Annotated in this window: 44 protein-coding genes and 1 tRNA gene; 32 read left to right on the top strand and 13 right to left on the bottom strand. The window is 64.8% G+C overall.

All coding sequences use genetic code 11. From position 1 onward, the window contains the following. Window positions 1-26: 26 nt before the first annotated feature. The 4 genes from CAL26_RS09920 to CAL26_RS09905 are packed head-to-tail and all read right to left on the bottom strand — an operon-like array spanning window position 27 to window position 1147. On the bottom strand, window positions 27-314 hold the full coding sequence (locus CAL26_RS09920; protein WP_094846697.1) for a hypothetical protein: 288 nt from the start codon (window positions 312-314) through the stop codon (window positions 27-29). Beyond that, window positions 301-528: a hypothetical protein gene (locus CAL26_RS09915; RefSeq protein ID WP_143277399.1), complete on the bottom strand. Its 228-nt coding sequence runs from the start codon at window positions 526-528 to the stop codon at window positions 301-303. The genes CAL26_RS09920 and CAL26_RS09915 overlap by 14 nt, the downstream gene beginning before the upstream one ends. Further along, window positions 525-911, bottom strand: a complete 387-nt coding sequence (locus CAL26_RS09910) for a hypothetical protein (protein ID WP_094846695.1) — start codon at window positions 909-911, stop codon at window positions 525-527. Before CAL26_RS09910 ends, CAL26_RS09915 begins: the two co-directional genes overlap by 4 nt. Then, window positions 908-1147 (bottom strand): hypothetical protein, encoded by a 240-nt coding sequence (locus CAL26_RS09905; RefSeq protein WP_094846694.1) that lies wholly within the window; start codon window positions 1145-1147, stop codon window positions 908-910. The genes CAL26_RS09910 and CAL26_RS09905 overlap by 4 nt, the downstream gene beginning before the upstream one ends. A 162-nt stretch (window positions 1148-1309) precedes the next feature. Between CAL26_RS09905 and CAL26_RS09900 the strand changes: the two genes are divergently transcribed. The 31 genes from CAL26_RS09900 (at window position 1310) to CAL26_RS09775 (ending at window position 15739) form a co-directional block, all read left to right on the top strand. Next, window positions 1310-1738 (top strand): hypothetical protein, encoded by a 429-nt coding sequence (locus tag CAL26_RS09900; RefSeq protein WP_094846693.1) that lies wholly within the window; start codon window positions 1310-1312, stop codon window positions 1736-1738. Between the two features lie 156 nt (window positions 1739-1894). Then, the gene (locus CAL26_RS09895) at window positions 1895-2473 is read left to right on the top strand and encodes a hypothetical protein (protein WP_094846692.1); all 579 of its coding nucleotides are present in this window, start codon (window positions 1895-1897) and stop codon (window positions 2471-2473) included. Then, complete coding sequence (locus tag CAL26_RS09890) at window positions 2470-2706, top strand: hypothetical protein (RefSeq protein WP_094846691.1); 237 nt, start codon at window positions 2470-2472, stop codon at window positions 2704-2706. The genes CAL26_RS09895 and CAL26_RS09890 overlap by 4 nt, the downstream gene beginning before the upstream one ends. Beyond that, window positions 2703-2933 carry a hypothetical protein gene (locus CAL26_RS09885; protein ID WP_094846690.1) on the top strand — a complete coding sequence of 77 codons (231 nt, stop codon included), beginning with the start codon at window positions 2703-2705 and terminating at the stop codon, window positions 2931-2933. The genes CAL26_RS09890 and CAL26_RS09885 overlap by 4 nt, the downstream gene beginning before the upstream one ends. Continuing rightward, a complete protein-coding gene (locus tag CAL26_RS28610; protein ID WP_143277398.1) occupies window positions 2926-3231 on the top strand; it encodes a DUF2800 domain-containing protein in 306 nt (101 codons plus the stop codon). Before CAL26_RS09885 ends, CAL26_RS28610 begins: the two co-directional genes overlap by 8 nt. Beyond that, window positions 3221-4180 (top strand): DUF2800 domain-containing protein, encoded by a 960-nt coding sequence (locus CAL26_RS09880; protein ID WP_143277397.1) that lies wholly within the window; start codon window positions 3221-3223, stop codon window positions 4178-4180. Before CAL26_RS28610 ends, CAL26_RS09880 begins: the two co-directional genes overlap by 11 nt. Continuing rightward, window positions 4177-4335: a hypothetical protein gene (locus tag CAL26_RS28320; RefSeq protein ID WP_179283309.1), complete on the top strand. Its 159-nt coding sequence runs from the start codon at window positions 4177-4179 to the stop codon at window positions 4333-4335. Before CAL26_RS09880 ends, CAL26_RS28320 begins: the two co-directional genes overlap by 4 nt. Next, window positions 4332-4505, top strand: coding sequence for a hypothetical protein (locus CAL26_RS28315; protein ID WP_179283308.1), 174 nt, complete (start codon window positions 4332-4334; stop codon window positions 4503-4505). Before CAL26_RS28320 ends, CAL26_RS28315 begins: the two co-directional genes overlap by 4 nt. A gap of 12 nt (window positions 4506-4517) precedes the next feature. After that, complete coding sequence (locus tag CAL26_RS09875) at window positions 4518-5120, top strand: ssDNA-binding protein (RefSeq protein ID WP_094846689.1); 603 nt, start codon at window positions 4518-4520, stop codon at window positions 5118-5120. A 328-nt stretch (window positions 5121-5448) separates the two neighbouring features. Next, a complete protein-coding gene (locus tag CAL26_RS09870) occupies window positions 5449-5652 on the top strand; it encodes a hypothetical protein (RefSeq protein WP_094846688.1) in 204 nt (67 codons plus the stop codon). After that, complete coding sequence (locus CAL26_RS09865; protein ID WP_094846687.1) at window positions 5649-7757, top strand: DNA polymerase I; 2109 nt, start codon at window positions 5649-5651, stop codon at window positions 7755-7757. Before CAL26_RS09870 ends, CAL26_RS09865 begins: the two co-directional genes overlap by 4 nt. Before the next feature lie 84 nt (window positions 7758-7841). Further along, complete coding sequence (locus CAL26_RS09860; protein WP_094846686.1) at window positions 7842-8045, top strand: hypothetical protein; 204 nt, start codon at window positions 7842-7844, stop codon at window positions 8043-8045. 57 nt (window positions 8046-8102) lie between these two features. Next, a complete protein-coding gene (locus CAL26_RS09855; RefSeq protein WP_094846685.1) occupies window positions 8103-8924 on the top strand; it encodes a DUF7666 domain-containing protein in 822 nt (273 codons plus the stop codon). A 2-nt stretch (window positions 8925-8926) separates the two neighbouring features. After that, entirely contained in the window at window positions 8927-9061 is a 135-nt protein-coding gene (locus CAL26_RS28605) for a hypothetical protein (protein WP_256988269.1), read from the top strand. Window positions 9062-9070: 9 nt separating this feature from the next. Then, a complete protein-coding gene (locus CAL26_RS09850) occupies window positions 9071-9301 on the top strand; it encodes a hypothetical protein (protein ID WP_094846684.1) in 231 nt (76 codons plus the stop codon). 1 nt (window position 9302) lies between these two features. Next, on the top strand, window positions 9303-9608 hold the full coding sequence (locus CAL26_RS09845) for a VRR-NUC domain-containing protein (protein ID WP_094846683.1): 306 nt from the start codon (window positions 9303-9305) through the stop codon (window positions 9606-9608). Window positions 9609-9691: 83 nt separating this feature from the next. Then, the gene (locus tag CAL26_RS09840) at window positions 9692-10162 is read left to right on the top strand and encodes a Lar family restriction alleviation protein (RefSeq protein ID WP_094846682.1); all 471 of its coding nucleotides are present in this window, start codon (window positions 9692-9694) and stop codon (window positions 10160-10162) included. Continuing rightward, entirely contained in the window at window positions 10156-10551 is a 396-nt protein-coding gene (locus tag CAL26_RS09835) for a hypothetical protein (protein ID WP_094846681.1), read from the top strand. Before CAL26_RS09840 ends, CAL26_RS09835 begins: the two co-directional genes overlap by 7 nt. Beyond that, window positions 10541-10735: a hypothetical protein gene (locus tag CAL26_RS09830; RefSeq protein WP_094846680.1), complete on the top strand. Its 195-nt coding sequence runs from the start codon at window positions 10541-10543 to the stop codon at window positions 10733-10735. The genes CAL26_RS09835 and CAL26_RS09830 overlap by 11 nt, the downstream gene beginning before the upstream one ends. After that, entirely contained in the window at window positions 10728-10991 is a 264-nt protein-coding gene (locus CAL26_RS09825; RefSeq protein ID WP_094846679.1) for a hypothetical protein, read from the top strand. Before CAL26_RS09830 ends, CAL26_RS09825 begins: the two co-directional genes overlap by 8 nt. Continuing rightward, complete coding sequence (locus tag CAL26_RS09820; protein WP_094846678.1) at window positions 10988-11308, top strand: hypothetical protein; 321 nt, start codon at window positions 10988-10990, stop codon at window positions 11306-11308. The genes CAL26_RS09825 and CAL26_RS09820 overlap by 4 nt, the downstream gene beginning before the upstream one ends. Window positions 11309-11311: 3 nt before the next feature. Then, a complete protein-coding gene (locus CAL26_RS28070; RefSeq protein ID WP_143277396.1) occupies window positions 11312-12178 on the top strand; it encodes a hypothetical protein in 867 nt (288 codons plus the stop codon). 113 nt (window positions 12179-12291) lie between these two features. Further along, on the top strand, window positions 12292-12492 hold the full coding sequence (locus CAL26_RS09815; protein ID WP_094846677.1) for a hypothetical protein: 201 nt from the start codon (window positions 12292-12294) through the stop codon (window positions 12490-12492). Further along, window positions 12485-12709, top strand: coding sequence for a hypothetical protein (locus CAL26_RS09810; protein ID WP_218831524.1), 225 nt, complete (start codon window positions 12485-12487; stop codon window positions 12707-12709). Before CAL26_RS09815 ends, CAL26_RS09810 begins: the two co-directional genes overlap by 8 nt. 1 nt (window position 12710) lies before the next feature. Continuing rightward, complete coding sequence (locus tag CAL26_RS09805; protein ID WP_094846676.1) at window positions 12711-12968, top strand: hypothetical protein; 258 nt, start codon at window positions 12711-12713, stop codon at window positions 12966-12968. Continuing rightward, window positions 12965-13186, top strand: coding sequence for a hypothetical protein (locus CAL26_RS09800; RefSeq protein ID WP_094846675.1), 222 nt, complete (start codon window positions 12965-12967; stop codon window positions 13184-13186). Before CAL26_RS09805 ends, CAL26_RS09800 begins: the two co-directional genes overlap by 4 nt. Beyond that, the gene (locus tag CAL26_RS09795) at window positions 13183-14616 is read left to right on the top strand and encodes an SNF2-related protein (RefSeq protein WP_094846674.1); all 1434 of its coding nucleotides are present in this window, start codon (window positions 13183-13185) and stop codon (window positions 14614-14616) included. Before CAL26_RS09800 ends, CAL26_RS09795 begins: the two co-directional genes overlap by 4 nt. Then, complete coding sequence (locus CAL26_RS09790; protein WP_143277395.1) at window positions 14613-15035, top strand: hypothetical protein; 423 nt, start codon at window positions 14613-14615, stop codon at window positions 15033-15035. Before CAL26_RS09795 ends, CAL26_RS09790 begins: the two co-directional genes overlap by 4 nt. Next, window positions 15028-15219 (top strand): hypothetical protein, encoded by a 192-nt coding sequence (locus CAL26_RS09785; protein ID WP_094846672.1) that lies wholly within the window; start codon window positions 15028-15030, stop codon window positions 15217-15219. The genes CAL26_RS09790 and CAL26_RS09785 overlap by 8 nt, the downstream gene beginning before the upstream one ends. Beyond that, window positions 15212-15511, top strand: coding sequence for a hypothetical protein (locus CAL26_RS09780; protein ID WP_094846671.1), 300 nt, complete (start codon window positions 15212-15214; stop codon window positions 15509-15511). Before CAL26_RS09785 ends, CAL26_RS09780 begins: the two co-directional genes overlap by 8 nt. 3 nt (window positions 15512-15514) lie before the next feature. Beyond that, a complete protein-coding gene (locus CAL26_RS09775) occupies window positions 15515-15739 on the top strand; it encodes a helix-turn-helix transcriptional regulator (protein WP_094846670.1) in 225 nt (74 codons plus the stop codon). Window positions 15740-15804: 65 nt separating this feature from the next. Here the strand turns inward: CAL26_RS09775 and CAL26_RS09770 are convergent. From CAL26_RS09770 to rpmI, 7 genes are all read right to left on the bottom strand, one after another. Beyond that, window positions 15805-15881 (bottom strand) — tRNA-Pro (locus CAL26_RS09770). Window positions 15882-15947: 66 nt separating this feature from the next. Further along, a complete protein-coding gene (locus tag CAL26_RS09765) occupies window positions 15948-16397 on the bottom strand; it encodes a MerR family transcriptional regulator (RefSeq protein ID WP_094846669.1) in 450 nt (149 codons plus the stop codon). Between the two features lie 59 nt (window positions 16398-16456). After that, on the bottom strand, window positions 16457-16786 hold the full coding sequence (locus CAL26_RS09760; protein ID WP_094846668.1) for an integration host factor subunit alpha: 330 nt from the start codon (window positions 16784-16786) through the stop codon (window positions 16457-16459). A 32-nt stretch (window positions 16787-16818) separates the two neighbouring features. Further along, window positions 16819-19236: a phenylalanine--tRNA ligase subunit beta gene (gene pheT, locus CAL26_RS09755; RefSeq protein WP_094846667.1), complete on the bottom strand. Its 2418-nt coding sequence runs from the start codon at window positions 19234-19236 to the stop codon at window positions 16819-16821. Window positions 19237-19249: 13 nt separating this feature from the next. Then, a complete protein-coding gene (gene pheS, locus CAL26_RS09750) occupies window positions 19250-20272 on the bottom strand; it encodes a phenylalanine--tRNA ligase subunit alpha (RefSeq protein WP_094846666.1) in 1023 nt (340 codons plus the stop codon). 99 nt (window positions 20273-20371) lie between these two features. Next, window positions 20372-20731 carry a 50S ribosomal protein L20 gene (rplT, locus tag CAL26_RS09745; RefSeq protein WP_086064334.1) on the bottom strand — a complete coding sequence of 120 codons (360 nt, stop codon included), beginning with the start codon at window positions 20729-20731 and terminating at the stop codon, window positions 20372-20374. A gap of 19 nt (window positions 20732-20750) precedes the next feature. After that, window positions 20751-20948, bottom strand: a complete 198-nt coding sequence (gene rpmI, locus CAL26_RS09740) for a 50S ribosomal protein L35 (protein ID WP_006387997.1) — start codon at window positions 20946-20948, stop codon at window positions 20751-20753. 611 nt (window positions 20949-21559) lie between these two features. Between rpmI and CAL26_RS09735 the strand changes: the two genes are divergently transcribed. Then, the gene (locus tag CAL26_RS09735) at window positions 21560-23857 is read left to right on the top strand and encodes a phosphocholine-specific phospholipase C (RefSeq protein ID WP_094846665.1); all 2298 of its coding nucleotides are present in this window, start codon (window positions 21560-21562) and stop codon (window positions 23855-23857) included. Window positions 23858-23913: 56 nt separating this feature from the next. Here the strand turns inward: CAL26_RS09735 and CAL26_RS28310 are convergent, their stop codons facing one another. Next, window positions 23914-24072, bottom strand: a complete 159-nt coding sequence (locus CAL26_RS28310) for a hypothetical protein (RefSeq protein WP_179283307.1) — start codon at window positions 24070-24072, stop codon at window positions 23914-23916. Between the two features lie 10 nt (window positions 24073-24082). Next, window positions 24083-25597, bottom strand: coding sequence for a YifB family Mg chelatase-like AAA ATPase (locus CAL26_RS09730; RefSeq protein WP_094846664.1), 1515 nt, complete (start codon window positions 25595-25597; stop codon window positions 24083-24085). Window positions 25598-25752 lie beyond the last annotated feature (155 nt).

Raw genomic sequence — 25752 nt, 5'->3', positions numbered from 1 at the left:
GACCAGGGTTTGCTTTTCGTTATCGGTCATGCAGTAGCCCACTCCGTCGGCAGGTTCGTCCTGATACGCGTAGTGGTGTGCCGCCGCGCGAACGCCATTGCGCGCCGCGCCTTGCGCCGGCCGGCATGCTTCGCCCGCGGTGCGGACACGGTGTAGACGCGCGGCCATGCCGCCACACGGTGCATAAGCAGCTCGTGCTCGGCAAGCCATATGCGGTCCAGGTCCGCGCCCAACTGGCGCAGCATGGCGCACTGCCACGCCTGCACATCGATAAACCGGGCCTCATCCATCCAGCACAGGTCATGCTCGGTCATTGTGGTTTTCATCGCAGCCGCCCCAAAAATTCCACATCTTCACTTCCGCAACCAACCGCCCAAGCCGCAGCCGCAGGTAGTCCGAATAGGCACGCTCGGGGCCGTACATATCGGCGCTGGCCCACGCACAGAAGCCGTTACCCTCACACCGCCAGTACCGGGTACCGTTGAAACGGATGAGCTTGATGTGGGGTTTGGTATCGCCGACAATCATCGCGCCACCCATCGGGCATACGCTTCCATGAACCGCGACGCGACCAGCTGCACGGTGTAGGCTTCCCATTCCTTGCCGGGCTCTTTTTCGTTCATCCACCGGCGGCATTCCTGCATAACGTGCACAGCCTCGTGGCACATCAATGCGGCGATGTCGATGCCATCCGAACCGCTCGAAGCCGCGCCAGCAGCATCCAGGACCATGATCGCCAACGTATCGCCGTCGGAAACTTCGAAGAAATGGACCGCCGCGGCAGCGCCCCCGGTCCAATGCTCCGGCGCTTCCTCAACACGAAGGCGCCTGAGTTCGGCCAGATACGTCCGCTCGTCGAAGCACGCGCCGACCGACAAAGGCGTGGGCAGCAACTCGGTGTAATCGATCATTGCGACACCCGCGCGGTATCGAGCCATCCCATGGGCAGGGACAGCTTCGTTTCGATGGCGCGGGCCGTGCGCTCGCCGATGTCACGGCTGGGATTCTTCCCGATGAGCTGCGACAGAAAGGACCGGCTGTAGCGCAGCTTGTCGGCCAGATTGTGGGGACCGTCGTACTTGGCGGCCAGTAGCCGCAGGTTGGCGCGGCGCGCCTCGTGCACCACCGCCATGGGATTGTTGGACATGATTCATTAGCTCCTGGGCTCAATTTGCTAATGAAGTTTAGCAACTAGTCCAGGTAGACCACAATGCCAGTTAACGTATTGCTTATCTTTCGCGGCTGGGTTACTTTCGCTGCTTAGCAAAATTCACCCTATCGTTAACCCTAGTAAAACCTTGAGGACGAAATGGCGAAGACCCCCGATATACAGGCGCAGCGCCGCGCCAATCTGAAAAGCCTGGTGACGCAGCGCGGCGACCTTGCATCATTGGCGAAGGCCATGGGGCTCGCGGCGTCCTCCTACCTTTCCCAGATGGCCGGCGGCCACCGCACCATCAGCGACGACACGGCGCGCGCTATCGAACGCGCGGCGGGAAAGCCCGTCCGCTGGCTTGATGAGGACCACACGGCGCGTAAGCCCGCGCGCCAAGTTGCCAATGACACGAGTTTTGTTCAGGGCGCCGTGCAGGCTGTGGTGGCCGCGCAACAAGAGTTGAACGCGTCGATCACGCCAGAGAAATACGCGGAGATCGTGCAGCTGGTGTATGAGCTTGCTCAGCTGGAGGAAGCCATCAGCCCGGACTACGCCAAAAGGTTGGTGAAACTCACAATGTGAATTTTTTCGTTCCAGTAGCAGATTAGCAGCCCGCACCCGTGCGGGCTTTTTTGTTCGTTTGTCGATTAGCAACAGTGCTAAAAGAACTTGCCTGTTTGCTAATCAATTGCTAAAGTTTCTACGCAGCAAATGCTAATCCACCAGGAGCGAACGAGCATGTCCCTGACCTTCCAATTCGAACACCGCATCAACGGCGCCCCCGTGATGTTCCACGGTACCGCCGAGTCCGCCGCCGATGCGCTGGCGACGATCAATGCCGTCGTGGCCGGCACCGTCAAGCTTCACGGCACGGCCGAAACCCCCGCCGGCGCGGCCACCGGCGCGGGCGAGACCGTCAAGCAGAGCACCGCAAAAAACAACAAGGCGGGGATGTCCCGCCCGACCAACGAGACCGACCCCGAGAGCCGTTCTACGGCCGAGCAGACCCAGACTGCATCCGGCAGCTCGGGGAATTCCTCGACCGCATCGAGCGATCAAAACGCGAGCGACAGCAAGGGCAATGACGACGCCGGCCAGGACGGCGCGGCGCTGGACTACGACAAGGACGTCAAGCCGGTGGTCCTGCAGGTGGCCAAGAAATCCCGCGACCTGTGTGTCGCGCTGCTGCAGCGCCACGGCGTGTCCAAGGGCACCGAGCTGACCGCGCGCCAATACCCGCAATTCATCAAGGACGCCCAGGCCGTCATTGCCGGCGAGCTGGACCCGACCGCCTCCGCGGACGGGGACATCGCATGAACGCCCGCAAAGCACGGGCGCTGCGCCGGATGGCGCGGCGTATGACGCCCGGCCTGCCCGCCGGCGAGCTGGTCGCTGACGGCAACGGCGTGTCGGGGTACCGCAACGTGAACGGCCAGGCCGTGCCGTTCTTCCTGCCCGGCACCCTGCGCCACAAGGCCACCACCACCCGCGCCGTGTACCAGAAGCTCAAGCGCGTGTACGGCCGGTCCAACCTGGGAGCGCTGAAATGATCCACTGGCTCCGCAAATGGCTGGCGGACCGGCGCGAGCGGCGCAACAGCGCGCTGTTCGATGCCGGATTCGGCCAGGCGATGGCGCGCTACTACGTGCGCGGCGACAGCACCATCCAGATGCGTGCCGAGCTGGTGGCGGCCAACACGCTGGGCCGGCACACCGCGCGACACCAAGGCATGTCCCACGCCGTCGCCCTGATCGAACGAGGTGCCGGCCATGTCTGAAAAAGCCCACGCCACCCTGTCGCCTTCCTCGGCCGACCGCTGGTCCACCTGTTTTGCCAGCGTGCAGCTGGAGGCGCCGTTCCCCGACACCAGCAGCGACTACGCCGACGAAGGCACCGCGGCGCACGCGGTCGCGGAAATGGCCCTGTCCGAAGGCAAGGACGCGGCCGCCTACATCGGCCGGCGTATCGCCGTCAGCAAGTCCAAGACGGTGGAATGCACGCCCGACATGGCGACCGACGTCCAGAAGTACGTCGACTACGTACGTGAATGCGCAGGGGTGAACCATGGCGCATGAACTGTTGCTGGAACAGCGCCTCGATATCAGCCGCTGGGTGCCGGAATGCTTCGGTACATCGGACGCAGTGATTCTGCGCGACGACGGCGAGTTGCACATCATCGATCTGAAGTTCGGGCGCGGCGTGAAGGTTGAAGCCCAGGGCAATCGACAGATGATCCTGTACGCCCTGGGCGCCTTGGATGCCTTCGGCATGGCCCAGGACTTCGACCGCGTGCGCATGACGATCCACCAGCCGCGCTTGAACCACGTCAGCGAAGCCACCATGACGGTGGACGAGTTGCTGGCTGAAGGCGCCAAGCTCAAGGAGGCCGGCGAGCGCGCGTTCCTGTACGTGGGCAGCGAAACGCCACCCGTGCCGTCGGACTTCGCGCCCAGCGACAAGGCTTGTCGCTTCTGCAAGGCGCGGGGCAGCTGCCCGGCGGCCGCGCAGGAGGTCGCCCGCATCGTGTCGCGCAACGAGCAGGCCACGGCCGACGACTTCGAGGTGGTCAAGCCCACGGCCGACACGCTGGTGGTCGATCTGTCCTACCTGATGTCCAAGGTGGATCAGGTCGAAGCCTGGTGCAAGGGCGTGCGCGCCGAACTGGAGCGGCGCCTGTTGGCCGGCATCGAGGTCGAAGGCTGGAAGCTGGTCGAAGGCCGCGCCGGCTCGCGTCGGTGGACGGACGCCGCCGAGGCCGAGGCGGCGCTGAAGGCGATGCGGTTGAAGTCGGACGAAATGTACGACAAGACCGTCATCAGCCCGACGGCGGCGGAAAAGCTGCTGAAGGATCAGAAGCGTCGCTGGGCCAAGCTCGTGCCGCTCATCACGCGATCCGAAGGCGGCCCCAGCGTGGCGCCGGCCAGCGACAAGCGGCCAGCCCTGGTCGTGAAGCCCACGGCCGACGACTTCGACGTCGTGCAGCCGGAGCCCGTGACCGTCGACGATGGGAGCGACCTGGCATGAACATCCGGCGCGTTATCTGGGCGGTGCTCCTGCTTACTGTGTTCCTGCCCGCCTTTCTTGCCGGCCTCGTCGCAGCGGCCATCGGGGCGGCATTCGTCACGGGCTGGTGCTTGGTTGCCAACCTGGTGGACTGGCTCACGGAACCGCTGTCGTGACCCAGGCCCCGCCGCCCATATCCACCATGCTGCCGGCCGAGGTGCGCTTATCGCTTGCCGCTGCCGCCAAGCTGGTGGACCCGTTTCAACGAGCCAAGGCGATCGACCGCGCGATTGCCCGGGCTCGGCTTCTGTACCCGCAGTACTTCCGCGGCCTTGATCTGAAATAGGAAATCTCAATCATGAAAGTGAAATTGAACAAAGTACGCATCGCCTTCGCACAGCAGCTGACCGAGGCCAAGCCGTTCGAGCCGGGCGCGGCTCCGGCCTTTGGGTCCACGTTTCTCGTTCCCGATAACAGCGCGCTGCGTAAGGAAATCGAGAAAGCGATGCACACCCTGGGCACCGAGAAATGGGGCGCCAAGGGCAAGGGCATCGTCGACAACTTGCTGGAGGTCGGCGATCCGAAGGGTTGCTGCTACTACCCCGGCAAGCGCAAATCCTACGACGGCTTCGAGGGCAACATGGCCCTGGTCGCCAAGCGATACGAAAAGGACGGCATGCCGGTGCTGCTGGACGCTGACAAGTCCCCCCTGTGGGACGCCGCCAAGGGCAAGGCCATGCCCGGCAAGGAAGGCAGGATTTACTCCGGCTGCTACGTCAACGCGACCGTCGACCTGTGGGCGCAGGACAACAAGTACGGCAAGACGATCCGCTGCACCCTGCTCGGCGTGCAATTCGCGGATGACGGCGACTCGTTCGGCGGCACGACCAAGGGCAGCGAAGACGACTTCGACGACCTGGGCGAAGGCGCCAGCAGCGAAGACGAGGACGCGCTCGCGTAAGCGGCGCGCGGCATTCCCGCCTACGGGCGGGGATGTTTGGTGTGGTGGTTTGTGCGGCGCATGGGCGCGGGCTGGGATGGTGCGTGAAGGACGCTTTGCCTAGCCACCCGTAAGTTAACCCCGCAAGCCGGCGCAGCCAGCCACCACACCAAACATCGGGGGCGTCCATCCTCAAGCCGCGACCTTGGCCACGCGGTGCCTATGCCCCGGATCGCTTACCCGACCCTGCCCGTTCGAATCCATCAGGGTCGGTGTGCGCAAACCGCCGGACGCCGGTAACTAAGCAGGCGGAAATCCGGGGCATGGCCTTATCACTGGAGCAAGTCATATGCCGAATCCCTATGGGACATTCACGGACGACGAGCTGCGCGCGCGACTCGCGGCCCGGCCGGATGACCCTGGCGCGCAGCGCGAGGCCGTGCGGCGTTTCCTGGAAGGGTCCGGGGAAGTCCGTCGGCTGGAAGAGCGCATCGCTCAGCTGGAGGACGAGGTGTCCGAGCTGGAAAGCACGCTGAAGGAACTGGACGCATGACCTTCACGGCGGACGCGTTTCACGACCTGGAAACCTATTCCGAGCGAGACCTGAAGACCGTCGGCACGCATGCCTATTCCGAGGTGGCCGAGGTGATGCTGTGGGCCTACGCCCTGGAAGACGAGCCGGTGCGCGTCTGGGACGTCACGGCCGACCCACGGCCGCCTGCCGCGCTGCTGGAGATCCTACAGCGGCCCGATACCCGCCACGTCTGGCACAACGGCGGCATGTTCGACCGCACGGTGTTGAAGCACGCCCAGCCGGCGCTGCACGCCATGATCCCAGAGCATGCCTGGTTCGACACCATGGTGCAGGCGTATGCCCACGGCCTGCCGGGCGGCCTGGAGGTGCTTTGCGATGTCATGGGCGTGCCGCTGGACAAGCAGAAGCTCAAAACCGGCAGGGCGTTCATAAATTTATTCTGCCGCCCCAGACCGAAGAACTCCACACTGCGCCGCGCGACGCGCCACACGCACCCCAAGGAGTGGGCCGAGTTCATCGACTATGCCGGCCACGACATCGAGGCCATGCGTGTCATCTACCGCAAGATGCCGACGTGGAACTACAGCGGCCAGGAGTTCGACCTGTGGCTGCTGGACCAGCGCATCAACCAGCGCGGCGTGCTGATGGACGTGGAGCTGGCCGAGGCCGCTGTCGAGGTGGTGGAGCGCACCAAGAAAAACTTGGCCGCGCGCACCGTCGAAATGACCGACGGCGCGGTGGCCAGCACCACGAAGCGCGACCAGCTGCTGGCCTACCTGCTGGCCGAGCACGGTGTCGATCTGCCTGACCTGCAGGCGTCGACGCTGGAGCGACGCATCGAGGATTCATCCTTGCCCTGGGCGTTGCGCGAGCTGCTGGCGATCCGCCTGCAGGCGAGCAACGCCAGCACCAGCAAGTACAAGCGCATCATCAAGGGCGTGAGCGCGGACGGTCGCCTGCGCGGCCTGCTGCAGTTCGACGGCGCGGCGCGCACGCGACGCTGGGCCGGGCGCTTTTGGCAACCCCAAAATTTACCAAGACCTGCAATCGGCGACCTGCGTGACGAAGCCCTGCAGGCGGAGATCGATTTCGGCATTGACGCCATCAAGGCCCGCTGCGCGGATCTGGTCTACAACAACGTCATTGAGGTGGCCAGCGCCGCCATACGCGGCTGCATCGTGGCGCCGCGCGGCCGCAAACTGGTGGTGGCCGACTTGGCCAACATCGAAGGTCGCGACGCCGCGTGGCTGGCCGGCGAGTCGTGGAAACTCCAGGCGTTTCGCGACTACGACGCCGGCATCGGCGCCGACCTGTACAAGCTCGCGTATGCCAAAGCGTTCGGCGTTCGGCCTGAGAACGTCGACAAGGTCATGCGCCAGATCGGCAAGGTCATGGAACTGATGCTCGCCTACCAGGGCGGTGTCGGCGCGTTCCTGACCGGGGCGCTGACCTATGGATTTGACATCGAGCAGATGGCCGAGGACGCCTACAGCACGCTGCCTGACGACATCCTGGAGGAAGCGCACGGCATGTACGACTGGACGGTGCGCAAGAAGCGCAGCACGTTCGGCCTGTCGCAGCGCGCCTTCGTGGTGTGCGATGCTTTCAAACGCGGCTGGCGCCGCGGCAATCCAGCCATCGAGGCGACCTGGGGTGTGTTGGAGGAAGGCGTGCGCCGCGCCACGCAGAACCCCGGCATGGTGGTCGACGCCGGCCGCTTCAAGATGCAGCGCACCGGTGCCTGGCTACGCATCCGCCTGCCGTCCGGCCGTTTCCTCTGCTACCCGTCGCCGCAGGTGGACGACAACGGCAAGTTCTCGTACATGGGCGTAAACCAATACAGCCGCAAGTGGACGCGGCTGCACAGTTACGGCGGCAAGCTCTTCGAGAATGCATGCCAGTCGTTCGCCCGCGACATCCTGGCGCACAACATGCCGGCCATCGAGGCGGCCGGCTACGAGATCGTGCTCACGGTGCATGACGAAATCATCGCCGAGGCGCCCGACAGCGACGAGTTCAACGGCGAACACCTGGCGTCGCTGATGGCCACCAATCCGCCCTGGGCGCCCGACATTCCGCTGGCCGCGGCCGGCTTCGATGCTAAGCGTTATCGCAAGGATTAAAAAAGTGCTTGCTAATCGAATTAGCTATTTGCTAAACTTTAGCTAACGACAACGCAATACAACCCACCACACAAGGACACCACCATGAAGCGCACCAACCAGCTCCGCACCGGCAACGTCACGGGGACCGGCCCGAAATTCCGCGGCCCCAAGGCCAAGCAGCTCGCCATCCCGACGCGCCACCTGCGCCCGCGCAAGGCCAAGCAGCCCGGCATCACGCTGCCCGTGGGCATGTCGTCCATGCTCGTCGCGCTCTTCAAGCGCGCGGGGTTGCAGACGCCCTACTGATCGGGCTTTCGTTCGCCCAAACATTTAGCAAATTGCTAATAATACTGAAGGATAGACATGACCACCGATAAGCAAACCACAGGCCCTGTCACTGCGTTCAAAGGCTTCGACAAGAATCTGGCCTGCCGCGGCTATCAATACTCCATCGGCGAAACCTACGAACACGCCGGCCGTGTCGTGCGCTGCGCGTCCGGCGGGTTCCACAGCTGCGAGTACCCCCTGGACGTATTCAACTACTACCCGCCGGCCGACAGTCGCTATGCGGTCGTGCTTGCGGGCGGCGAGATTGATCGCAAGGAAGGTGGCGACACCAAGCTGGCCAGCGGCAAGATCACCATCGAAGCCGAGCTGCGCATGCCGCAACTGATCTCCAAGGCGATCGACTGGATCATGGCGCGTGTGGACAAGGCCAGCGGTGTTTACCTGGAACAGAATCGGTCCCACGCCAGCAACACGGGCGACTACTCGGCCGCCAGCAACACGGGCTACGGCTCGGCCGCCAGCAACACGGGCGACTACTCGGCCGCCAGCAACACGGGCGACTACTCGGCCGCCAGCAACACGGGCTACGGCTCGGCCGCCAGCAACACGGGCGCCCGCTCGGCCGCCAGCAACACGGGCGCCCGCTCGGCCGCCAGTGTCGAAGGGAAGCATTCTGTGGCGCTCGCCGCCGGTGCGCAAAGCCGCGCGAAGGCGTGTAAAGGTAGCGCCATTGTGCTGGTGTATCGCGATCTCGAAACCACCGAGGAAAGCGAATACGGCCGCATCGTGCACATCCGCGCGGCCGTGGCCGGGCGCGACGGCGTGAAACCCGATACCTGGTACATGCTCGATGAGGCCGGCGAGCTGGTCGAAGTCGACGAACCCAGCGGGGCGTAACCATGGAAAAGTTCCATTTCTTCGACGACGACGACGAACCCCTGCCGCCGTTCACGCCGCTGGACCGCTTCTGCATGTGGGTATGCGGCCTGGCCTTCGGCGGCGCGGTTGGGTTGCTGCTGGCTGGCTGGCTGTAGGAGGTCATCGTGCAACTCGACATCCACAAGACGCCGCCCGCGCCCGTCACGCTGGTCATCGGCCAGGACGAGCCCGAGGCCGAATACATGGCGCGGCTCTACCAGGCCGGCGGCATCAGCCTTCGCGAGGCCCAGGAACGCGCCAGGGCGCACGCGCTGCTGCGCGACATCAACAGGCTGGATGCCGGCGATACGCGCGCGCTGCGCGCGATCCTGCGGCGCCTGGCCACGGGGGTGTGACATGCGCGAATCCCTCATCGAGGCCCACGGCCTGCGGCTGCTCACCGCGGCCGGCCAGTTGTTCCTGAAGTTCACAAGCCCCGCGCGGCGCAGCGTGCCGGACCGCATCCGACTCGCGCCCATCCCGCCCGAGCACCGCGAGCTGGTGGCGCGCTACGTTAGCTTCGTGGAGCTGAAGGCCACGGGCAAAAAGCCCACGGCCGCCCAGGAGCGCGAGCACGCCCGCCTGCGCGCCCTGGGCTATGACGTGCGCGTCATCGACAGCAAGGCGGGCGTGAATGACTACGTAAACGAGGTGACGACATGACCGGCTTTTTCCTTTTCATGGTGTGGCTGCTGGTGTGCTTCGTGCTCGGCTGCGCCGTTGGCTATGTGATGTCGAGGTGAACGATGGGCAACCCCACCGAAGCCCTGCTTCGCTGCCCGTTCTGCGGCAGCGGTCCCACCTCGACGTATAAGACCGATGACCACACCGGCCTCAGGAAATACACCGTCTTTTGCACTGGCCTTTGCGGTGGCAACACCGGCGAGAAGTGGACGGAAGCCGACGCTATCGCGGCCTGGAACCGGCGCGCCCACCCCCAGCAGCCCTCCGGGTGGCGAGACATTGCGAGCGCGCCGAAGGATGGGACGGAGATTATCGTGTTCCACCCTGAAGGCGGCGTATGTGCTGCATTCTGCCCGGGCGAAGGTTTCGCGTGGCACTGCATGGACGGCATGAACAAGGTCATTGGCCAGAAGAGCGGGAATTCCATTCCGAGGATGACCAGCTTCGTTCAGCCGCCCACTCACTGGCAGCCCCTTCCCCCACCGCCGTCCGCCCACCCCGCCGAGCAGCAGGAAGGAGACCAGCAATGCTAGTCACGAAGGAACATTACGACCTCATGGTCCAGTTTGAACGCGGGCTCCTTGGCCGATTCGACAAGGAAGCCAAGGAGCTTTGGCCGCGAGGGATCATCTACCAGGACGGCCACATCAACGAACTGTTCCTGGCCTACCGGCGCGGCTATGCCTTTGCTGTGGCCGACTACCGGGTCGACTTGCAGAACTTGGAGGCATCGCGGGATGGGTATCGCGACGATGCGCGTGTCTTGCATGCGGCTTTGACTCGCATGGTAGCCAGGTACGAACCCGATTTCGATCTAGATGACATTCGGAAATGGCGTCCTGGTTGGCTCCGGGATGCGCTTATCAGGACGAACGCGCTTGACGACGCCGCCATGACCGGAGGCAACGGCAATGGAAACTGATCTGAACCGCTACACGCGCGCGATGATCGCCGGCCATATCGATACCTGCGCCGAGATCGAGAAACGCCACGATCTGTACGGCTATCCCCCAGAGCTGGTGACGGTTGGCCTGGAAGCCATAGCGAAAGGCAAAGAGCCGCACGAAGCCATCAACCAATACTGCAATGGTGGATCGAATGCCTGACACCCCCGCCCGGCCGGAGTTGCCAGAGCCTGACAGCACGATGGAAATCACTGTGCTGTACACGCCCATCGAGATCGACACCTATCGAGCCAGCACGATGGTCGAGTACGCGGATGCCAGAGAAGCCTGGGCACGCGCCGACGAGCGGCGCAAGGCGCTGGAGGAAGCTGCCCAGCTGGCAGACCGGTACGGCTCCCAAGCGCCCGTACAAATCCGTCTACGCATCATGGAACTTGACCGCAAGGAGCCGACATGACCGCCCGTATTCTCGGAACCGTGACGCGTTGTGTCGGTTGTCCGAACCGTCAGTACTACAGTGCCGGCGTCTATGAGTGCACGGCAGTTGAGCGCGCGCTCGACGTATCGGAAGCTATGCCGCAGTGGTGCCCCCTGCCCGAATACCCGACTATCGCTGAAATCCGCGCCCAGGCCCGTGCCGAGATGGTCGCGGAGATGGTGCCGGTGGCGGAAGTGACCCATTACACAAACGGCAGTTATCAGCGGAATTATCGCTTGCGCTGGCTCCGCGATGTTGATGCCGGTACGAGGCTAGCCATCATTCCCAAGGACTGAGACATGACCAACATTGATTACATCGGCCTCGCGCTCGAACTGGAAGGCCACGCGAACAGCCCGCGCATCGATTCGCAGACCATCCAGCGAGCCATGCTCGCGGCTGCCCATGCGCTGCGTCTGACCCATGAAAGTATCTTGTCTGCCGCCAGCGAGGCCGAGCCCGTGGCCTACCGCTATCGGCATAGTGAATCCGAGAAGTGGCACTATGGACCGACACCGCAAAGCTGGTGGGAGTGCCAAGCGCTTTACGCCGCCCCAACTATTCGAAATCCTCTAATGGTTGCCAGCGAGGTCGATACTTGTTGCCGTGGTCTGGCCCCTGCACATGAATGCAGAGTGGAATGCGGCGGCACGAAGGTTGTTGCCAGCGAGGCCGGGGCGGTGCCGGTGTATTACCGCTATCGGCATAGCGAAAACGAGAAATGGCATTACGGACCGAAGCCGCAAAGTTGGTGGGAATGCCAAGCGCTTGGAGTTATCGCCGCCCCATCGGATGCGCCCGCGCAGCAGGTTGACAAATCGCAGAATCTGCAAAGACCGTCGGTTGACGAATCGGCGAAATTGCAAAGTCCCGCACCGGCTGCGCAGGACAAGCCCTACTACCCTGCTGCTGCGGCGGAAGCGCGCGCCTTTGGTGCCCCGGCAATGGCGAATGCTCTGGACGCACCGGCTGCGCAGGGCGACGAGCGGAAGGCGTTCATGAGCGCCTTCCCTGCCGCGATATGGCGTGATGGTGAGGACTACCCGGACCAAATGTGGGCCATCGAACGTCTGCACGGTTTCCGCGCCGCCCTGTCTCGCCAGCCCAGCGCGGGGGGATGCGGAACGCATCCGGATCGGCGCGCAACTGGCAAACCTTGCCTATAACTGGTCCCAGAATCCCGGGCGAGTGTTGACCGTCACGGAATGCCAGACGCTTAAGAATCTTGTCAATGAATGGGACGCCGCCCGCGCCCAGCGTGCCGCAGAGGGGGCGAACGATGAATAAGTGGCAAGCCCTGGAAGTGGAGTGGTATCGCGCCAACGGACGGTACCCTGAGCGCATCGTCGTGGATGGCGAAGGCGAGCCATACGTCCTTGGTGACGGTTACTGGAACTCGCGCAATCCCAAGATGGCGGAAGAGGTCGAACCGCAGATGCGCGTCTATGCGTATCAACGCATGGGAGCCGGCAATGGATAACGACCTGCTCAGGAGAGCGGCGAAGGCTATGTTGAACATCCCGCAGATTCGTCGCGGGAAGGTCTGGTGCATGCACTGTGGCGCGTATCGCTTGGTTGATGCGTCCCGTTCGCTACAACACGGCTGGCCGAAATGTTGCGGCTACACCATGACCATCGACAGCCCGGAAGAACGGGAACGGTTCCGCGCTGCCGCTGCCATGATCGAAGGGAAATGACATGGACCTAGAGTACGAAATCAAGGTAGGCGGAACGATCCAGCGACTACATGCCCGCATCGCTGAACTGGAGGCGGCGCTGCGCCGTCACTATGAAGCGGACAAGCGCCTGTACGAAATGCCATTCGGTTGCGAGCCTGCCGACGACATAGCGGCCCTGGAGGAACACGACGCATCATTTGCTGCCATTGGTGAGCTGCTAGGTGTCCGCGCTGCCGCTGCGCTGGGATCGAACATCACACCGGTGCCGAAGACATGAACGGCATAGCCTGGATGGTTCGCCACATGGCGAACGTGCAGCCGGTCAAGCACAAGCGCGCGCGGACCGAGTACGTGAGCGCCGCGAAGGACATGCAGATCGAACGGCTGTTGAAGACGGGCGAGTACCGCACCTGTGAAATCGCCGACATATGCAGCGTCGACGATGACCAGGTGCGTAAGCGCAAGCAGAAAATGCAAAAGGCGGGCGTACTGTGACGCGCAAGGCATTCACCCCCCGGCCTTACCAGCAGATCATTTTGGACCACATCCTGGACGTGCCGCGGTGTGGCGTTTGGGCCGGCATGGGCATGGGCAAGACCACCTCCACGCTGAACGCGCTGGACATCCTGGAGCTGGTCGAGCCCGGCCCGGCGCTGGTGGTGGCGCCGCTGCGCGTGGCGCAATCGACCTGGCCGGACGAGGCGGCGAAGTGGGCGCACCTGCGCAACGTAGAAGTCGTGCCGATCGTCGGGGAGGCGAAGGCGCGCCAGGCGGCGCTGGCGCGCGCCTTCGGTTTCTCGGCCAGCGTGTTCACGATCAACTACGAGAATCTGCCGTGGCTGGAGGAAGCCCTGAAGGTCGCGCGCCGCCCTTGGCCTTTTCTGAAAGTCGCGGCCGACGAGTCCACCAAGCTCAAGAGCTGGCGCGGCAGCCAGCAGGTCAGCAAAAAAGGAACGGAATATGTGCGCGGCGCTGGGTCCGTGCGCGCCCGCCCGCTGGCGCGCGTGGCGCACAGCCAGGTCAAGCACCTCATCGAGCTGACCGGCACGCCATCGCCCAACGGCCTGCAGGATCTCTGGGGGCAAGCGTGGTTCCTGGACCAGGGTCAGCGGCTGGGCCGCACGTTCGAGGCGTTCAAGTCCCGCTGGTTCCGCCCGGCGCACAACGGCTACGGCATCGAGCCCCTGCCGTTTGCTCAGGACCAGATCGAGGACGCCATGCGCGGGCTGTGTCTGTCGCTGGACCCGCGCGACTGGTTCGACCTGCGGGAGCCGATCCCTAACACGATCTACGTGGATCTGCCGGCCGGCGCGCGCAAGATGTACCGCGACATGGAGAAAGAAATGTTCGCCATGATCGGCGAGCACGAGGTCGAGGCGTTCAACGCGGCGGCCAAGACGATGAAATGTCTCCAGCTGGCCAACGGCGCCGCCTACGTGGGCGAGGACACCAGCCGCTGGGTGGAAGTCCACGACGCCAAAATCCAGGCCCTGGAGAGCGTCATCGAAGAGGCGGCCGGCATGCCGGTGCTGGTGGCCTACCACTTCAAGAGCGACCTGGCCCGGTTGCTGAAGGCGTTCCCCAAGGGCCGCCAGCTGGACAAGGATCCGCAGACGCTGCGCGACTGGAACGCGGGCAAGATACCCGTCATGTTCGCCCACCCGGCCAGCGCCGGCCACGGCCTGAATCTGCAGGACGGCGGCAACATCCTGGTGTTCTTTTCGGTTAACTGGAATTTGGAAGAGTGGGCGCAAATCATTGAGCGCATCGGCCCCACGCGGCAGCTACAGGCCGGCCACAACCGGCTCACGTTCATCCATTACATCCTGGCGCGCGACACGATAGACGAGATAGTCATGGCGCGCCTCGAATCCAAACGGGAAGTGCAAGACCTGTTGCTCGAAGCCTTGAATAGGAGATCGTGATTATGTGGCCCCACCAGTACCGATACCCAAAGATTGAAATTCCGCCGTCAGACGATACCCCCTACCGCGACGCGCCATCACCTCAGGTTGCGGACGGGCTACATGCAAAGTTGGAAGCTGGCGAACAGCTGACCGCTACCGAGGTTGAACAGTTGCGCGAAGAGCTTTTGAAGCGCATCCGGATAGCTTCCGCCGACACGCTGAAAAAGGTTGCGCTGGCGCGCCTCTCCCTGCCGGAGGCCAACCCCCCGCCCACCTTCGACGAGTGGTTTAAGGCCAAGAACCACGGCGCGTCCTTCGAGGTGCTGCACATGCAGGCCGGCACGATGTGGGAAACGATGTTCCGCGCGCTGGCGCGTGAGATGCGCGACTACACTACGGAAATGGTTCAGCGATCACTGGAGAAAAACAATGGGTGACCAAGAAAAGGACGCCGCGCGCTGGCGTGAATTCGCCGCTCGGGCGACGGATACCAAGACGTCGGCGTGGCACCGCCTGCTGGAAGAGCTGGGCCTCGCAGACCCGGAAGAATGCTTCGACATCGCGCAGATCATCGACGCCGCCATCGCTGAGCGCGCGGCCAAGGAGCAAGGCAATGGATGACCGCGAACTGCTGGAGCGCGCCGCGCGGGCGGCTGGCAAGGAGTTCGATCCAACATCGCGCGATAAGCGCGGGCTATGGGTCGTGAAGGAGAACACTCTGTACCACCAACGCGAACTATGGAATCCCCTGACCAACGACGGCGACGCGTTCCGGCTAGCCGTAGCGCTAAGCCTGTTTGACGACTTGGAGCACAAGGCCAGCGCCTACGCTTCGGAGCGAAACTACGATATCGACCCCTGCAAAGCTTTCCGCCACGTCATCACCAACGCCGCGGCCGCACGCGGGAGATAGCCCATGCCGACCGTTGACCCCATCGTCTACCGCCTGCCGGCGCTGCGCCAAGCCGTCGGGCTGTCCACCACGACAATTTACAAAATGATTAACGACGGCGATTTTCCCCGGCCGGTGCAGCTGACCAGCCGCGCCGTGGGCTGGCCGGCGCACGAGGTGCGCGCTTGGCTGGATTCGCGGCCGCGCGCCACGGGCCATCTGGCGCCGGAAGATTCCGCGAGCGACTAGTCCACTACCTAGTCCACTAAAGGACAAGGGCTTACAGACCGAAATCTGTAAGCCCTTGTTTTCATTGGTCGGGACGGCGGGATTCGAACTCGCGACCCCTTGCACCCCATGCAAGTGCGCTACCAGGCTGCGCTACGCCCCGAAAGACCGAGAGTATATCAGATGTATTGCGGACGTGCGCTGCGGGTTCTCATCGAGCACGCAGTATTCAGTCCGTATCGTCCACGGACGTCCGCGCGCCGGTGGTGGACTCGGCAACAGCGCCCTGCGTGACGTTGTTCAGCGCCTCGGCCAGCACGGCGGAAACGCCGTTCAGCTCCGCGCGCAGCGACTGCATTTCCGCGCCGCTGAAACGCACGGCGGCATCCTGGTCGCGCGGCGGCGCTTCGCGCGTGTCGCCCAGTCGATTGCGCGCGCCGCTGATCGTGAAGCCCTGCTCGTAAAGCAGCGAGCGTATGCGGCGGATCAGAAGGACTTCATGGTGCTGGTAGTAGCGCCGGTTGCCGCGGCGCTTGACCGGCTTGAGTTGGGTGAACTCCTGTTCCCAGTAGCGCAGCACATGCGGCTTGACGCCGCACAGCTCGCTGACTTCACCGATGGTGAAGTAACGCTTGGCCGGAATCGGTGGCAAGACAACGGCAGGTTCTGGTCGAGTCATGGTTGGATTATTAGCGGCATGGCCCAGGCGGCCGGATATACATCGCGGCGGCGGCTGCTTCAGTCAGCCGGCGCAGACTCGTCGGGCGTCGCGGTGTTCTCGACGATGCTCTTCAACTTCTGGCTGGCGTGGAAGGTGACCACACGGCGCGCGGCGATGGGTATGGTCTCGCCCGTCTTGGGATTGCGTCCCGGACGCGGCGGCTTATCGCGCACCTGGAAATTGCCGAACCCGGACAGCTTGACCGAATCGCCGCGCGCCAGGGCGTCGCGGATTTCCTCGAAGAAGGTGTCGACGATGTCCTTGGCCTCGCGCTTGTTCAAACCTACCCGTTCGAACAGCAACTCCGCGAGTTCGGCCTTGGTCAATGTGCGTGGCTCGGAAAGCATATTTCTAATCCCCTCTTTTACCCCTGCGCGCATCAGGCGCGCTGGCGCGCGCCATGGGCCTGAATAAGCTTGTCCCTGATGCGATTCAGGCAGTCCGTCACGCGCGGCTCGTCCAGCGTTGCGTCAGTGTCCTGTAGCCAGAAGCGGAAAGCAAGGCTTTTTTCTTTAGCAGAATCATCGACTTGCGTCTTTTCTCGCCAGACGTCGAAGAGCCGCGCGTCCTGCACGATGGACAGTTTCGGGTCCTGCGCGATGGCCTGCGCGATGGTGTCCAGCATGGCCTGCGCGGGCAGCGCGGCATCCACCCACATGGCAAGATCGCGCACCACCACCGGCTGGCGCGACAGCTCGCGCACTTGCGGCAGGCGGCCTTCCAGGACCGCGTCCACGTCCACTTCGAACAGTACCGGCGCGTGCGCGAGTTCCGCTTTCTGGGCCCAGCGCGGATGCAATTCACCCAGCCAGCCTATGGCCTTGCCGTCCAGCACAATGCGCGCGCCGCGTCCCGGATGCAAGGCCGGATGCGCGGCGGCTTCGAAACGCAGCTCGCCGGCACGCGCGCCGAACAGCGCCTGCACGTCCATCTTGACGTCGTAGAAGTCGACCTGCCGCGTCGGCGTGCCCCACTGTTCTTCCACGTGCGGGCCCCAGGCCGCGCCGGCCAGCTTCAGCGGCTGTCGCACGCCGGCCACCGCGAGCTCGCCATCGGCCACAGAGGCGTCGCGGAAGAACACGCGGCCCAGCTCGAACACCCGCACGCGCGATTGCTTGCGATTGGCGTTGTGGACGATGTTCGCGACCAGTCCGCCCAGCAGGCTGGACCGCATGACCGCCAGCTGGCTGGCGATGGGATTCAACAGCTTGATGGGATCGGTGTTGCCGGCGTAGTCGCGCTCCCAGTCGGCTTCGACGAAGCTGAAGTTGACGACTTCCTGGTAGTCCAGCGCGGCCATCTGGCGCCGCACCGCATGCGGGCCGCGCCGCGCTTCCCGGGGAGCGCGCATCTTGGCCAGCGCCATGGGCGGTTGGTCCGGAATACTTTCGAAGCCGTGGATACGCGCGACTTCTTCGATCAGGTCTTCTTCGATGGCCAGGTCGAAACGATAGGACGGCGGCACGACCGTCACGACGTCGCCGTCGATCTGGTGGCGCAGGCCCAGGCGCGTGAAGATGCCGGCGATTTCGTCGCGCGGTATATGCACGCCCAGCACCCGCTCGCAACGCGACAGGCGCATGTGCACGGGTTCGCGGCGCGGCAGATTGACGGTCTTGTCGTGGATCGGGCCGCATTCGCCGCCGCAGATGTCCAGGATCAGGCGCGTGATGAATTCCAGGTGTTCAGGAATGTCCTGGAAATCCACGCCGCGTTCGAAGCGATGGCTGGCTTCGGAACTGAACTTGTAGCGGCGCGCGCGGCCGGCGATGGCTTCGGGCCACCAGAAGGCCGCTTCGACGTAGATGTTGCGCGTGTCCAGCGTCACCGCGGTGGCGTCGCCACCCATGATGCCGGCCAGGCTCTCGACCGTTGCGCCGGCCGAGATCACGCCGACATCCTGGTCCAGCGCGATTTCCTGGCCGTTCAGCAGCTTGAGCGATTCACCGGGCCGGGCCCAGCGCACCGTCAGGCCGCCGGACACCTTGTCCAGGTCGAACACGTGGGTGGGCCGGCCCAGCTCCAGCATGACGTAATTCGAGATGTCCACCAGCGCCGACACGGAACGCTGGCCGGCGCGCTCCAGGCGCGTCTTCATCCATTGCGGCGTGGCCGCGCGGGCGTTCACGCCACGGATGATGCGGCCGGCGAAACGGCCGCAGAGATCCGGCGCCTGGATATCCACGGCGAGCACGTCGTCGAACGAAGGCAGCACCGGTTCGGCGGTGGGCACGTGCAGCGGGGTGCCGGTCAGGGCGGCGACTTCGCGGCCGACGCCCAGGATGGATAGGCAGTCGGCGCGATTCGGCGTGAGCTTGAGCGTGAACAGCGTATCGTCCAGGTCGAGCACGTCGCGCAGCGAGGCGCCCGGCACGCTGTCGGCCGGCAGTTCGAGCAGGCCCGCATGGTCTTGCGACAAGCCGAGCTCGCGCGCCGAGCACAGCATGCCGGCCGATTCGACCCCGCGCATCTTGGCCTTGCCGATCTTGATCTCACCAGGCAGTTGCGCCCCGATGCGCGCCAGCGGCACCTTCAGCCCCTTGGCGGCATTGGGCGCGCCGCACACGATCTGCAGCGGTTGGCCCGAGCCGTCGTCGACCTGGCACACGCGCAGCTTGTCGGCGTCGGGATGCGGCGCGATCTCGACGATATGGGCGACGACCACGCCGGAAAACGGCGGCGCGGCGGGCTGCAGGTCTTCGACTTCCAGACCGGCCATCGTCAGGCGATGCGCCAGCTCTTTGGTATCGATGGAGGGATTGACCAGCGCGCGCAGCCAGGACTCGGGAAATTGCATGATCAGCCGTAGGTTATTCGTTGAACTGACGAAGGAAACGCAGATCGCCTTCGTAGAACTGGCGCAGGTCGTTCACGCCATAGCGCAGCATGGCCAGGCGCTCCAGGCCGGAGCCGAACGCGAAGCCGATATACCGCTCGGGATCCAGGCCGAAATTGCGCACCACCACCGGGTGCACCTGCCCCGCCCCCGAGATTTCCAGCCAGCGTCCGCGATTCGGGCCGCTGGTGAACATCATGTCGATTTCCGCCGACGGCTCGGTGAACGGGAAGAAGGACGGGCGGAAACGCACCACCAGGTCGTCGCTTTCGAAAAAGCAGCGCAGGAAGTCGGTGTAGACGCCCTTCAGGTCGGCGAAGGACACGTCTTCGGCGATCCACAGGCCTTCGACCTGATGGAACATCGGCGAATGCGTGGCATCGCTGTCCACGCGATAGGTGCGGCCCGGCGCGATCACCTTGATCGGCGGCTTGTTCATGCGCGCGTAGCGGACCTGCATGGGACTGGTATGCGTGCGCAGCAGCAGCGGCAGGCCCTGGGCGTCGTTCATGTCGACGTAGAAGGTGTCCTGCATGGAACGCGCCGGATGATTTTCCGGATTGTTCAGCGCGGTGAAGTTGGTCCAGTCATTCTCGATCTCGGGCCCGTCGGCGACGTCGAAGCCGATCGAGCGGAAGATGGTTTCGACGCGCTCCCAGGTACGGATGACCGGATGGAGGCCGCCCACGCCACGGCCACGTCCGGCCAGGGTCACGTCGATGGTTTCGGACGCCAGGCGTTGATCCAGCTCGGCCTGCGCCAGTTCCGCGCGGCGCTGGTTCAGCAGCTCTTCGATCTGCTGCTTGGCGCGATTCACGCGCGCGCCCATTTCGCGCTTTTCTTCCGGCGTCAGTTGCGCCAGTCCGCGCAGCAGCACGGTCAGCGCGCCTTCCTTGCCCAGGAAGCGCGCCTTGGCGTTTTCCAGCGCGGCGGCGTCGGGCGCGTCCGCGAATCGTTCTTTCGCCTGGGCGATCAGGTCGTCGACCAACAGTGTCATGGCATCAGCCTAGGAAACGCGGCACGAATGCGGCCGTCAAAAACGCAAACAGGGCCATGACAGCCCCGTTTGCAGCAATGCGCGATACGTCGAAAACGATCAGGCGGACAGGGCAGCCTTGGCCTGTTGGACCACGGCGGCGAAGCCGGCCTTGTCGCGCACGGCCAGATCGGCCAGCACCTTGCGGTCCAGATCGATGGACGCCTTCTTCAGGCCGGCGATGAACACGCTGTAGGTGACGCCGTGCTCACGCACCGCGGCATTGATACGCGTGATCCACAGGGCGCGGAAGGTACGCTTCTTGTTGCGGCGATCGCGATAGGCGTATTGCCCGGCGCGCATGACCGCCTGCTTGGCGATGCGGAATACATTACCGCGGCGGCCGCGATAGCCCTTGGCGGCGTTGAGAACTTTCTTGTGACGGGCGCGGGCGGTAACGCCGCGTTTGACGCGAGGCATAGTGGATCTCCGTTATCTATCAAGCGAAAGGCATCATGGCCTTGACCGAGGCGACGTTCGTCTCGTGTACGGCCGCCGAACCGCGCAGCTGGCGCTTGTTCTTGGTGGTCTTCTTGGTCAGGATATGGCGCTTGAAAGCCTGACCCCGCTTGATCGATCCGCTGCCGCGAACCTGAAAGCGCTTGGCGGCGCTTTTCTTGGTCTTCATCTTGGGCATGATAGTCCCTTGCTTCCTTTCGGAGTGCCGTCCGTCGCCGGACGAAGGTTGATTAACGTTATGGCCTCGCGGGTGCCCGCGCGCCGGCAAACCGGCCGCAAGTCTTCGATGGCTTCAGCCACCCGGACCACTTGTTGGGGGTACTGCTTGGGTACTGCTGGGGTACTGATTTTGGTACTGATTCTGGTACTACCTGGCTTTCCCGACATACGCCGACGCCGGAAAGCCTTTGATTATATGGCATTTTTGGCCGGGTTGTCGAATGCCCCGCCCCGATCTGGCGGGAAGGCGGCGTGGCGCGCCGGCGACAGACGGCCGACAGGCAGCCGTCTCATGCCCAATCTGCCAATTCGAAACATTTTTTACGCCTGTCCCCAGCCGCGCCGCCTGGCCGGCGGCGGCTCCCCTGGCGCACCCCAGCGCCCCGCCGGACGACACGCAACGTCAACAACGGTTACGGAAGTTGCGTAATCCGTGCAGGAAGACCCGCGCGCCCTTTCCTGGCGGCCTCCGTCCGAAGACTCGCCAATCAACGGTCACATGCCGTCCCTAGGCTCTGTCGCGTCGCCGAATCCGGCGGCCTCGCAGCCCACGCCAAGGAAACGCATACGATGACCTCCCGCCGCAAGTTCCTTCAGAACGTTGCCACATCCGGCCTGTCGGCCGCCGCGCTGGCCACCTTCCCGCCGGGTATCCGGCGCGCCCTGGCCATTCCGGCGCACCACGATACCGGCACGATCAAGGACGTCAAGCACGTGGTCCTGCTGATGATGGAAAACCGCTCCTTCGACGGCTACTTCGGCACCTTCCGCGGCGTGCGCGGCTTCGGCGACCGCTTCGCGGTACCGGTCGCCAACGGCCAGAACGTTTTCTACCAGACCTACAGCAAGACCAGCCCGCCCACCACCTATACGCCCTACCACCTGGACGAAAACCAGGGCAACGCGCAGCGCGCCGGCAGCACTCCGCACACCTGGGCCGACACGCAGGCCGCCTGGGACCAGGGCCGCATGAGCAACTGGCCGGACGCCAAGAACCCGCTGTCCATGAGCTACTACGAAGAAGCCGAAGTGCCCTTCCAGCGCGCGCTGGCCGAGGCTTTCACGCTCTGCGACCACTATCACTGCGGCATGCATACCGGCACCATCGCCAACCGCCTGTTCTACTGGACCGGCACCAACGGCCCGAACGGCCTGGATCCGACGGAAGGCGGCCCGGTGAACGTCGCCGTGCTCAACAACCAGTACAACGGCGGCAACGATATCGGCCCATCGACCGAGGGCTGGACCTGGACCACCTACGCCGATCGCCTGCAGAAGGCCGGCGTGTCATGGAAGGTCTACCAGAGCCTGATCGACAACTACGGCTGCAATGAAATGATGAGCTTCCGCCACTGGCGCGCGGAAATCGAGAAGATGCCGCCGTCGCGCCGCCCCGTCTACGTGCCCAAGACCGACATCACGCAGGACGTGAACCTGGCCGGCCCGGCCTACGACCCGCTGACGGACGACGCGTTGAGCCCGCTGGCCAAGGGCTTCGCCAACACCATGCCGCAGGGCTTCCTGGAAACCTTCCGCGCCGACATCCAGGCCGGCAAGCTGCCGGAGGTTTCCTGGATCATCGCGCCGTCGGCCTATAGCGAACACCCCGGCCCGTCGAGCCCGATCAAGGGCGGCTGGTATGTGCAGGAAGTGCTGGACGCGCTGACCGCCGATCCGGAGGTCTGGAGCAAGACCGTCCTGCTGATCAATTACGACGAAAACGACGGTTTTTTCGACCACCTGCCGCCGCCCACCGCGCCTTCCCACAATCCGGACGGCAGCCTGGCCGGCGCCGTCACGCTGCGCGCGGAAGACATGGCCGTCGAGTACCACAACTACACGCCGGCCACGCCCAGCCAGCCCGCCCAGGACGGCCGGCCCTATGGCCCCGGACCCCGTGTGCCGCTCTGGGTGGTCTCGCCCTGGAGCCGCGGCGGCTGGGTGAATTCCCAGGTCTTCGACCACACGTCCACGCTGATGTTCCTGGAAAAGCGCTTCGGCGTGCAGGAGCCGCAGATCAGCAAATACCGCCGCGCGGTGTGCGGCGACCTGACCAGCGCCTTCAACTTCGAGAATCCGAATGCCGAGCCGCTGCCGGTGCTGAACGGCAGCGCGACCAAGGATCAGGTCGACGCGCTGACCGCCTCGCAGCAGAGCGCGCCCAAGATCAACCCGCCGGCCACGCCGAACATGCCGGTGCAGGCCAGCGGCATACGCCCGTCGCGCGCCCTGCCCTATGAACTGGGCCTGCAGGTCGAGACCGACGCGCGCCGCGACCAGGTCACGCTGAAGTTCGTCAATTCGGGCGATGCCGGCGCCGTCTTTCACGTGTACGACAAGCTGCACCTGGATCGCGTGCCACGCCGCTACATGGTGGAAGCGCACCGCTCGCTGCAGGACGACTGGTCGGCGAGCGCCGACAACGGCAAGTACGACTTGTGGATCCTGGGTCCCAACGGCTTCCACCGCCATCTGGCCGGCGATCTTGGCGTGCAGGACAAGCGCAAGGCCGCCGCCCCGGAAATCGAGTTCGAGCCGGACGGCAGGAGCGGCAATGTGCGCCTGACCGCGCGCAACGACGGCGACCGTCCGGTGGAATTCACCGTCAGATCGAACAAGGCGTATGGCGAACTGCGCGCCCGTGGCGGCGACTTCGACGTCGACAGGCGCAGTGGTTCCTGGACGGCGACGGTACGTCCGGGCCGCCAGGCCATCATGACGCTGGTGCTGCGCGACACCGGCAACTGGTATGACCTGATGGTGACAGCGGATACCGACCCCAGCTTCCTGCGCCGCCTGGCCGGCCGCATCGAAACGGGCCGCCATTCCGTCAGCGATCCGGCCATGGGATTGGCGGACGGTTTCTAAGCCATTGCCGGCCTTCCCACGCCCCCGGCACGCGCCGGCCTTTGCGGCCGGTGCCATCACCACCCGGTATCCGGGTAATTGGGGCCTGCATAGCTGAATCCATAGCGCCATGCGTCGCCGTTCACCCGATGCGCGGGATCGGCGGCGCAGCCGCTCAACAGCAGCGCCAGCACCATGGCGGCCAGGGCCGCGCCGGTTTTCGTTCGATACAGCATGTTCGTCTCCTCATGATGGCTGCCGCAGTTGCACGCCTTCGGCGATATGGCTGGCGCCGACGATATCCGCGCCTTCCAGATCGGCCGCCGTCCTGGCCACCCGCAGCACGCGGTGCGCGGCGCGGCCCGAAGCGTTCAGGCGGATCATCGCCTGTCTCAGCAAAGCGCGCGCCTCGCCGGTCAGGCCGCAATGCTCATCCAATTCGCGCGCATCGAGCCGGGCGTTGAGTTTGCCCTGGCGTGCCTGCTGCCGTTCCCGGCAGGCGACGACACGCTCCCGCACCCGCGCGGACGCCTCGCCGGGCGGGCCGTCCATCCAGTCGGGCGCCGGCGGCGGCAGTTCGATCTGCAGGTCGATGCGGTCCAGCAACGGGCCGGACAACCTCGCGCGATAGCGATCCGCCTGTTCCGGCGTGCAGCGGCAGGCAATGCGCGGATGGCCGCGCCAGCCGCAGGGACAAGGATTCATCGCCGCGATCAGTTGGAAACGCGCGGGATATTCCAACGTCCGCGCCGCTCGGGCGATCGATACCCTGCCGGTTTCCAGCGGCTCGCGCAGCGCTTCGAGCGCGCGGCGGTCGAATTCGGGCAACTCATCGAGGAACAGCACCCCATGGTGAGCCAGGCTGATTTCCCCGGGACGCACGCGCGTTCCGCCGCCCACCAGCGCCGCCGCGGTCGCACCATGATGCGGTGCCCGGAACGGCGGCCGCAGATCGAACGATGCATTCCCCATCGCCAGCCCCACGATGGCGGACACTTCCAGCGCCTGCAGATGCGCCAGGGGCGGCAGCAAGCCCGGCAGGCGGTGCGCGAGCATGCTCTTGCCCGCGCCGGGTGGTCCCACCATCAACAGGCTATGCCCGCCCGCGGCCGCCAGCTCCAGCGCGCGACGGGCGCCCGCCTGCCCTTTCACCTCGGACAGGCAAGGGCCGTCCGCCACGGCAGCCCAGGGCGCGGGCTGGGCGACCGGCAAAGGCGCCTTGTCGCATAAATGGGCCACCACGTCGGCAAGCGTCCCGGCCGACAGCACCCGCAAGCCCGGCACGTGGGCGGCCTGCGCCGCGCTGGCCGCGGGCAGGATCAGCGTCGCGTCCGGCTGGTCGCGCGCCACCCCCAAGGCGATCGCCAGGGGCGCGGCCACCGGGACGAGCACGCCGGTCAAGGAGAGCTCGCCCGCCATGACCAGCCTGGGCAGCGTGGACACGCCGTCCTTGCGCAGCAGCTCCGGCATGGCGACCTGGCCGGACGCCAGCAGCACGCCGACGGCGATGGGCAGATCGAAGCGTGCCGATTCCTTGCGCAGGTCCGCCGGCGACAGGCTGACGGTCAGGCGCCCGGCAGGGAATTCGAAGCCGCTGTTCTGGATGGCGGCGCGCACGCGCTCGCGGCTTTCGCGCACCGCCACATCGGCAAGGCCGACCACCGCGAATGACGGCAAGCCGGCGGCCACGTGCGTTTCGACGTGGACCGGCGCCGCGTGCAGCCCCACCAGCGCGCGGCTGTTCAAGACGGCAAGACTCATGGCTGCGCTTGTTCGGGAAGAAAAGCGCAGTATGAAAAAGAACCGCCATCGGGTGCGATGGCGGTGATGAAAAAGTCACGCCGTGTCCCGACCGGCAGTGGCGGGCGGCGGCCGGCGTTCGATCGCCGGACGCCGGCCCTTCCAGCGTCGGCGAT

The sequence above is a fragment of the Bordetella genomosp. 9 genome (genome assembly GCF_002261425.1).
Classification (GTDB): Bacteria; Pseudomonadota; Gammaproteobacteria; order Burkholderiales; family Burkholderiaceae_B; genus Bordetella_C.
The sequence above is the reverse complement of the archived record's forward strand: the minus strand, read 5'-3'. Positions and strand labels throughout refer to the sequence as shown.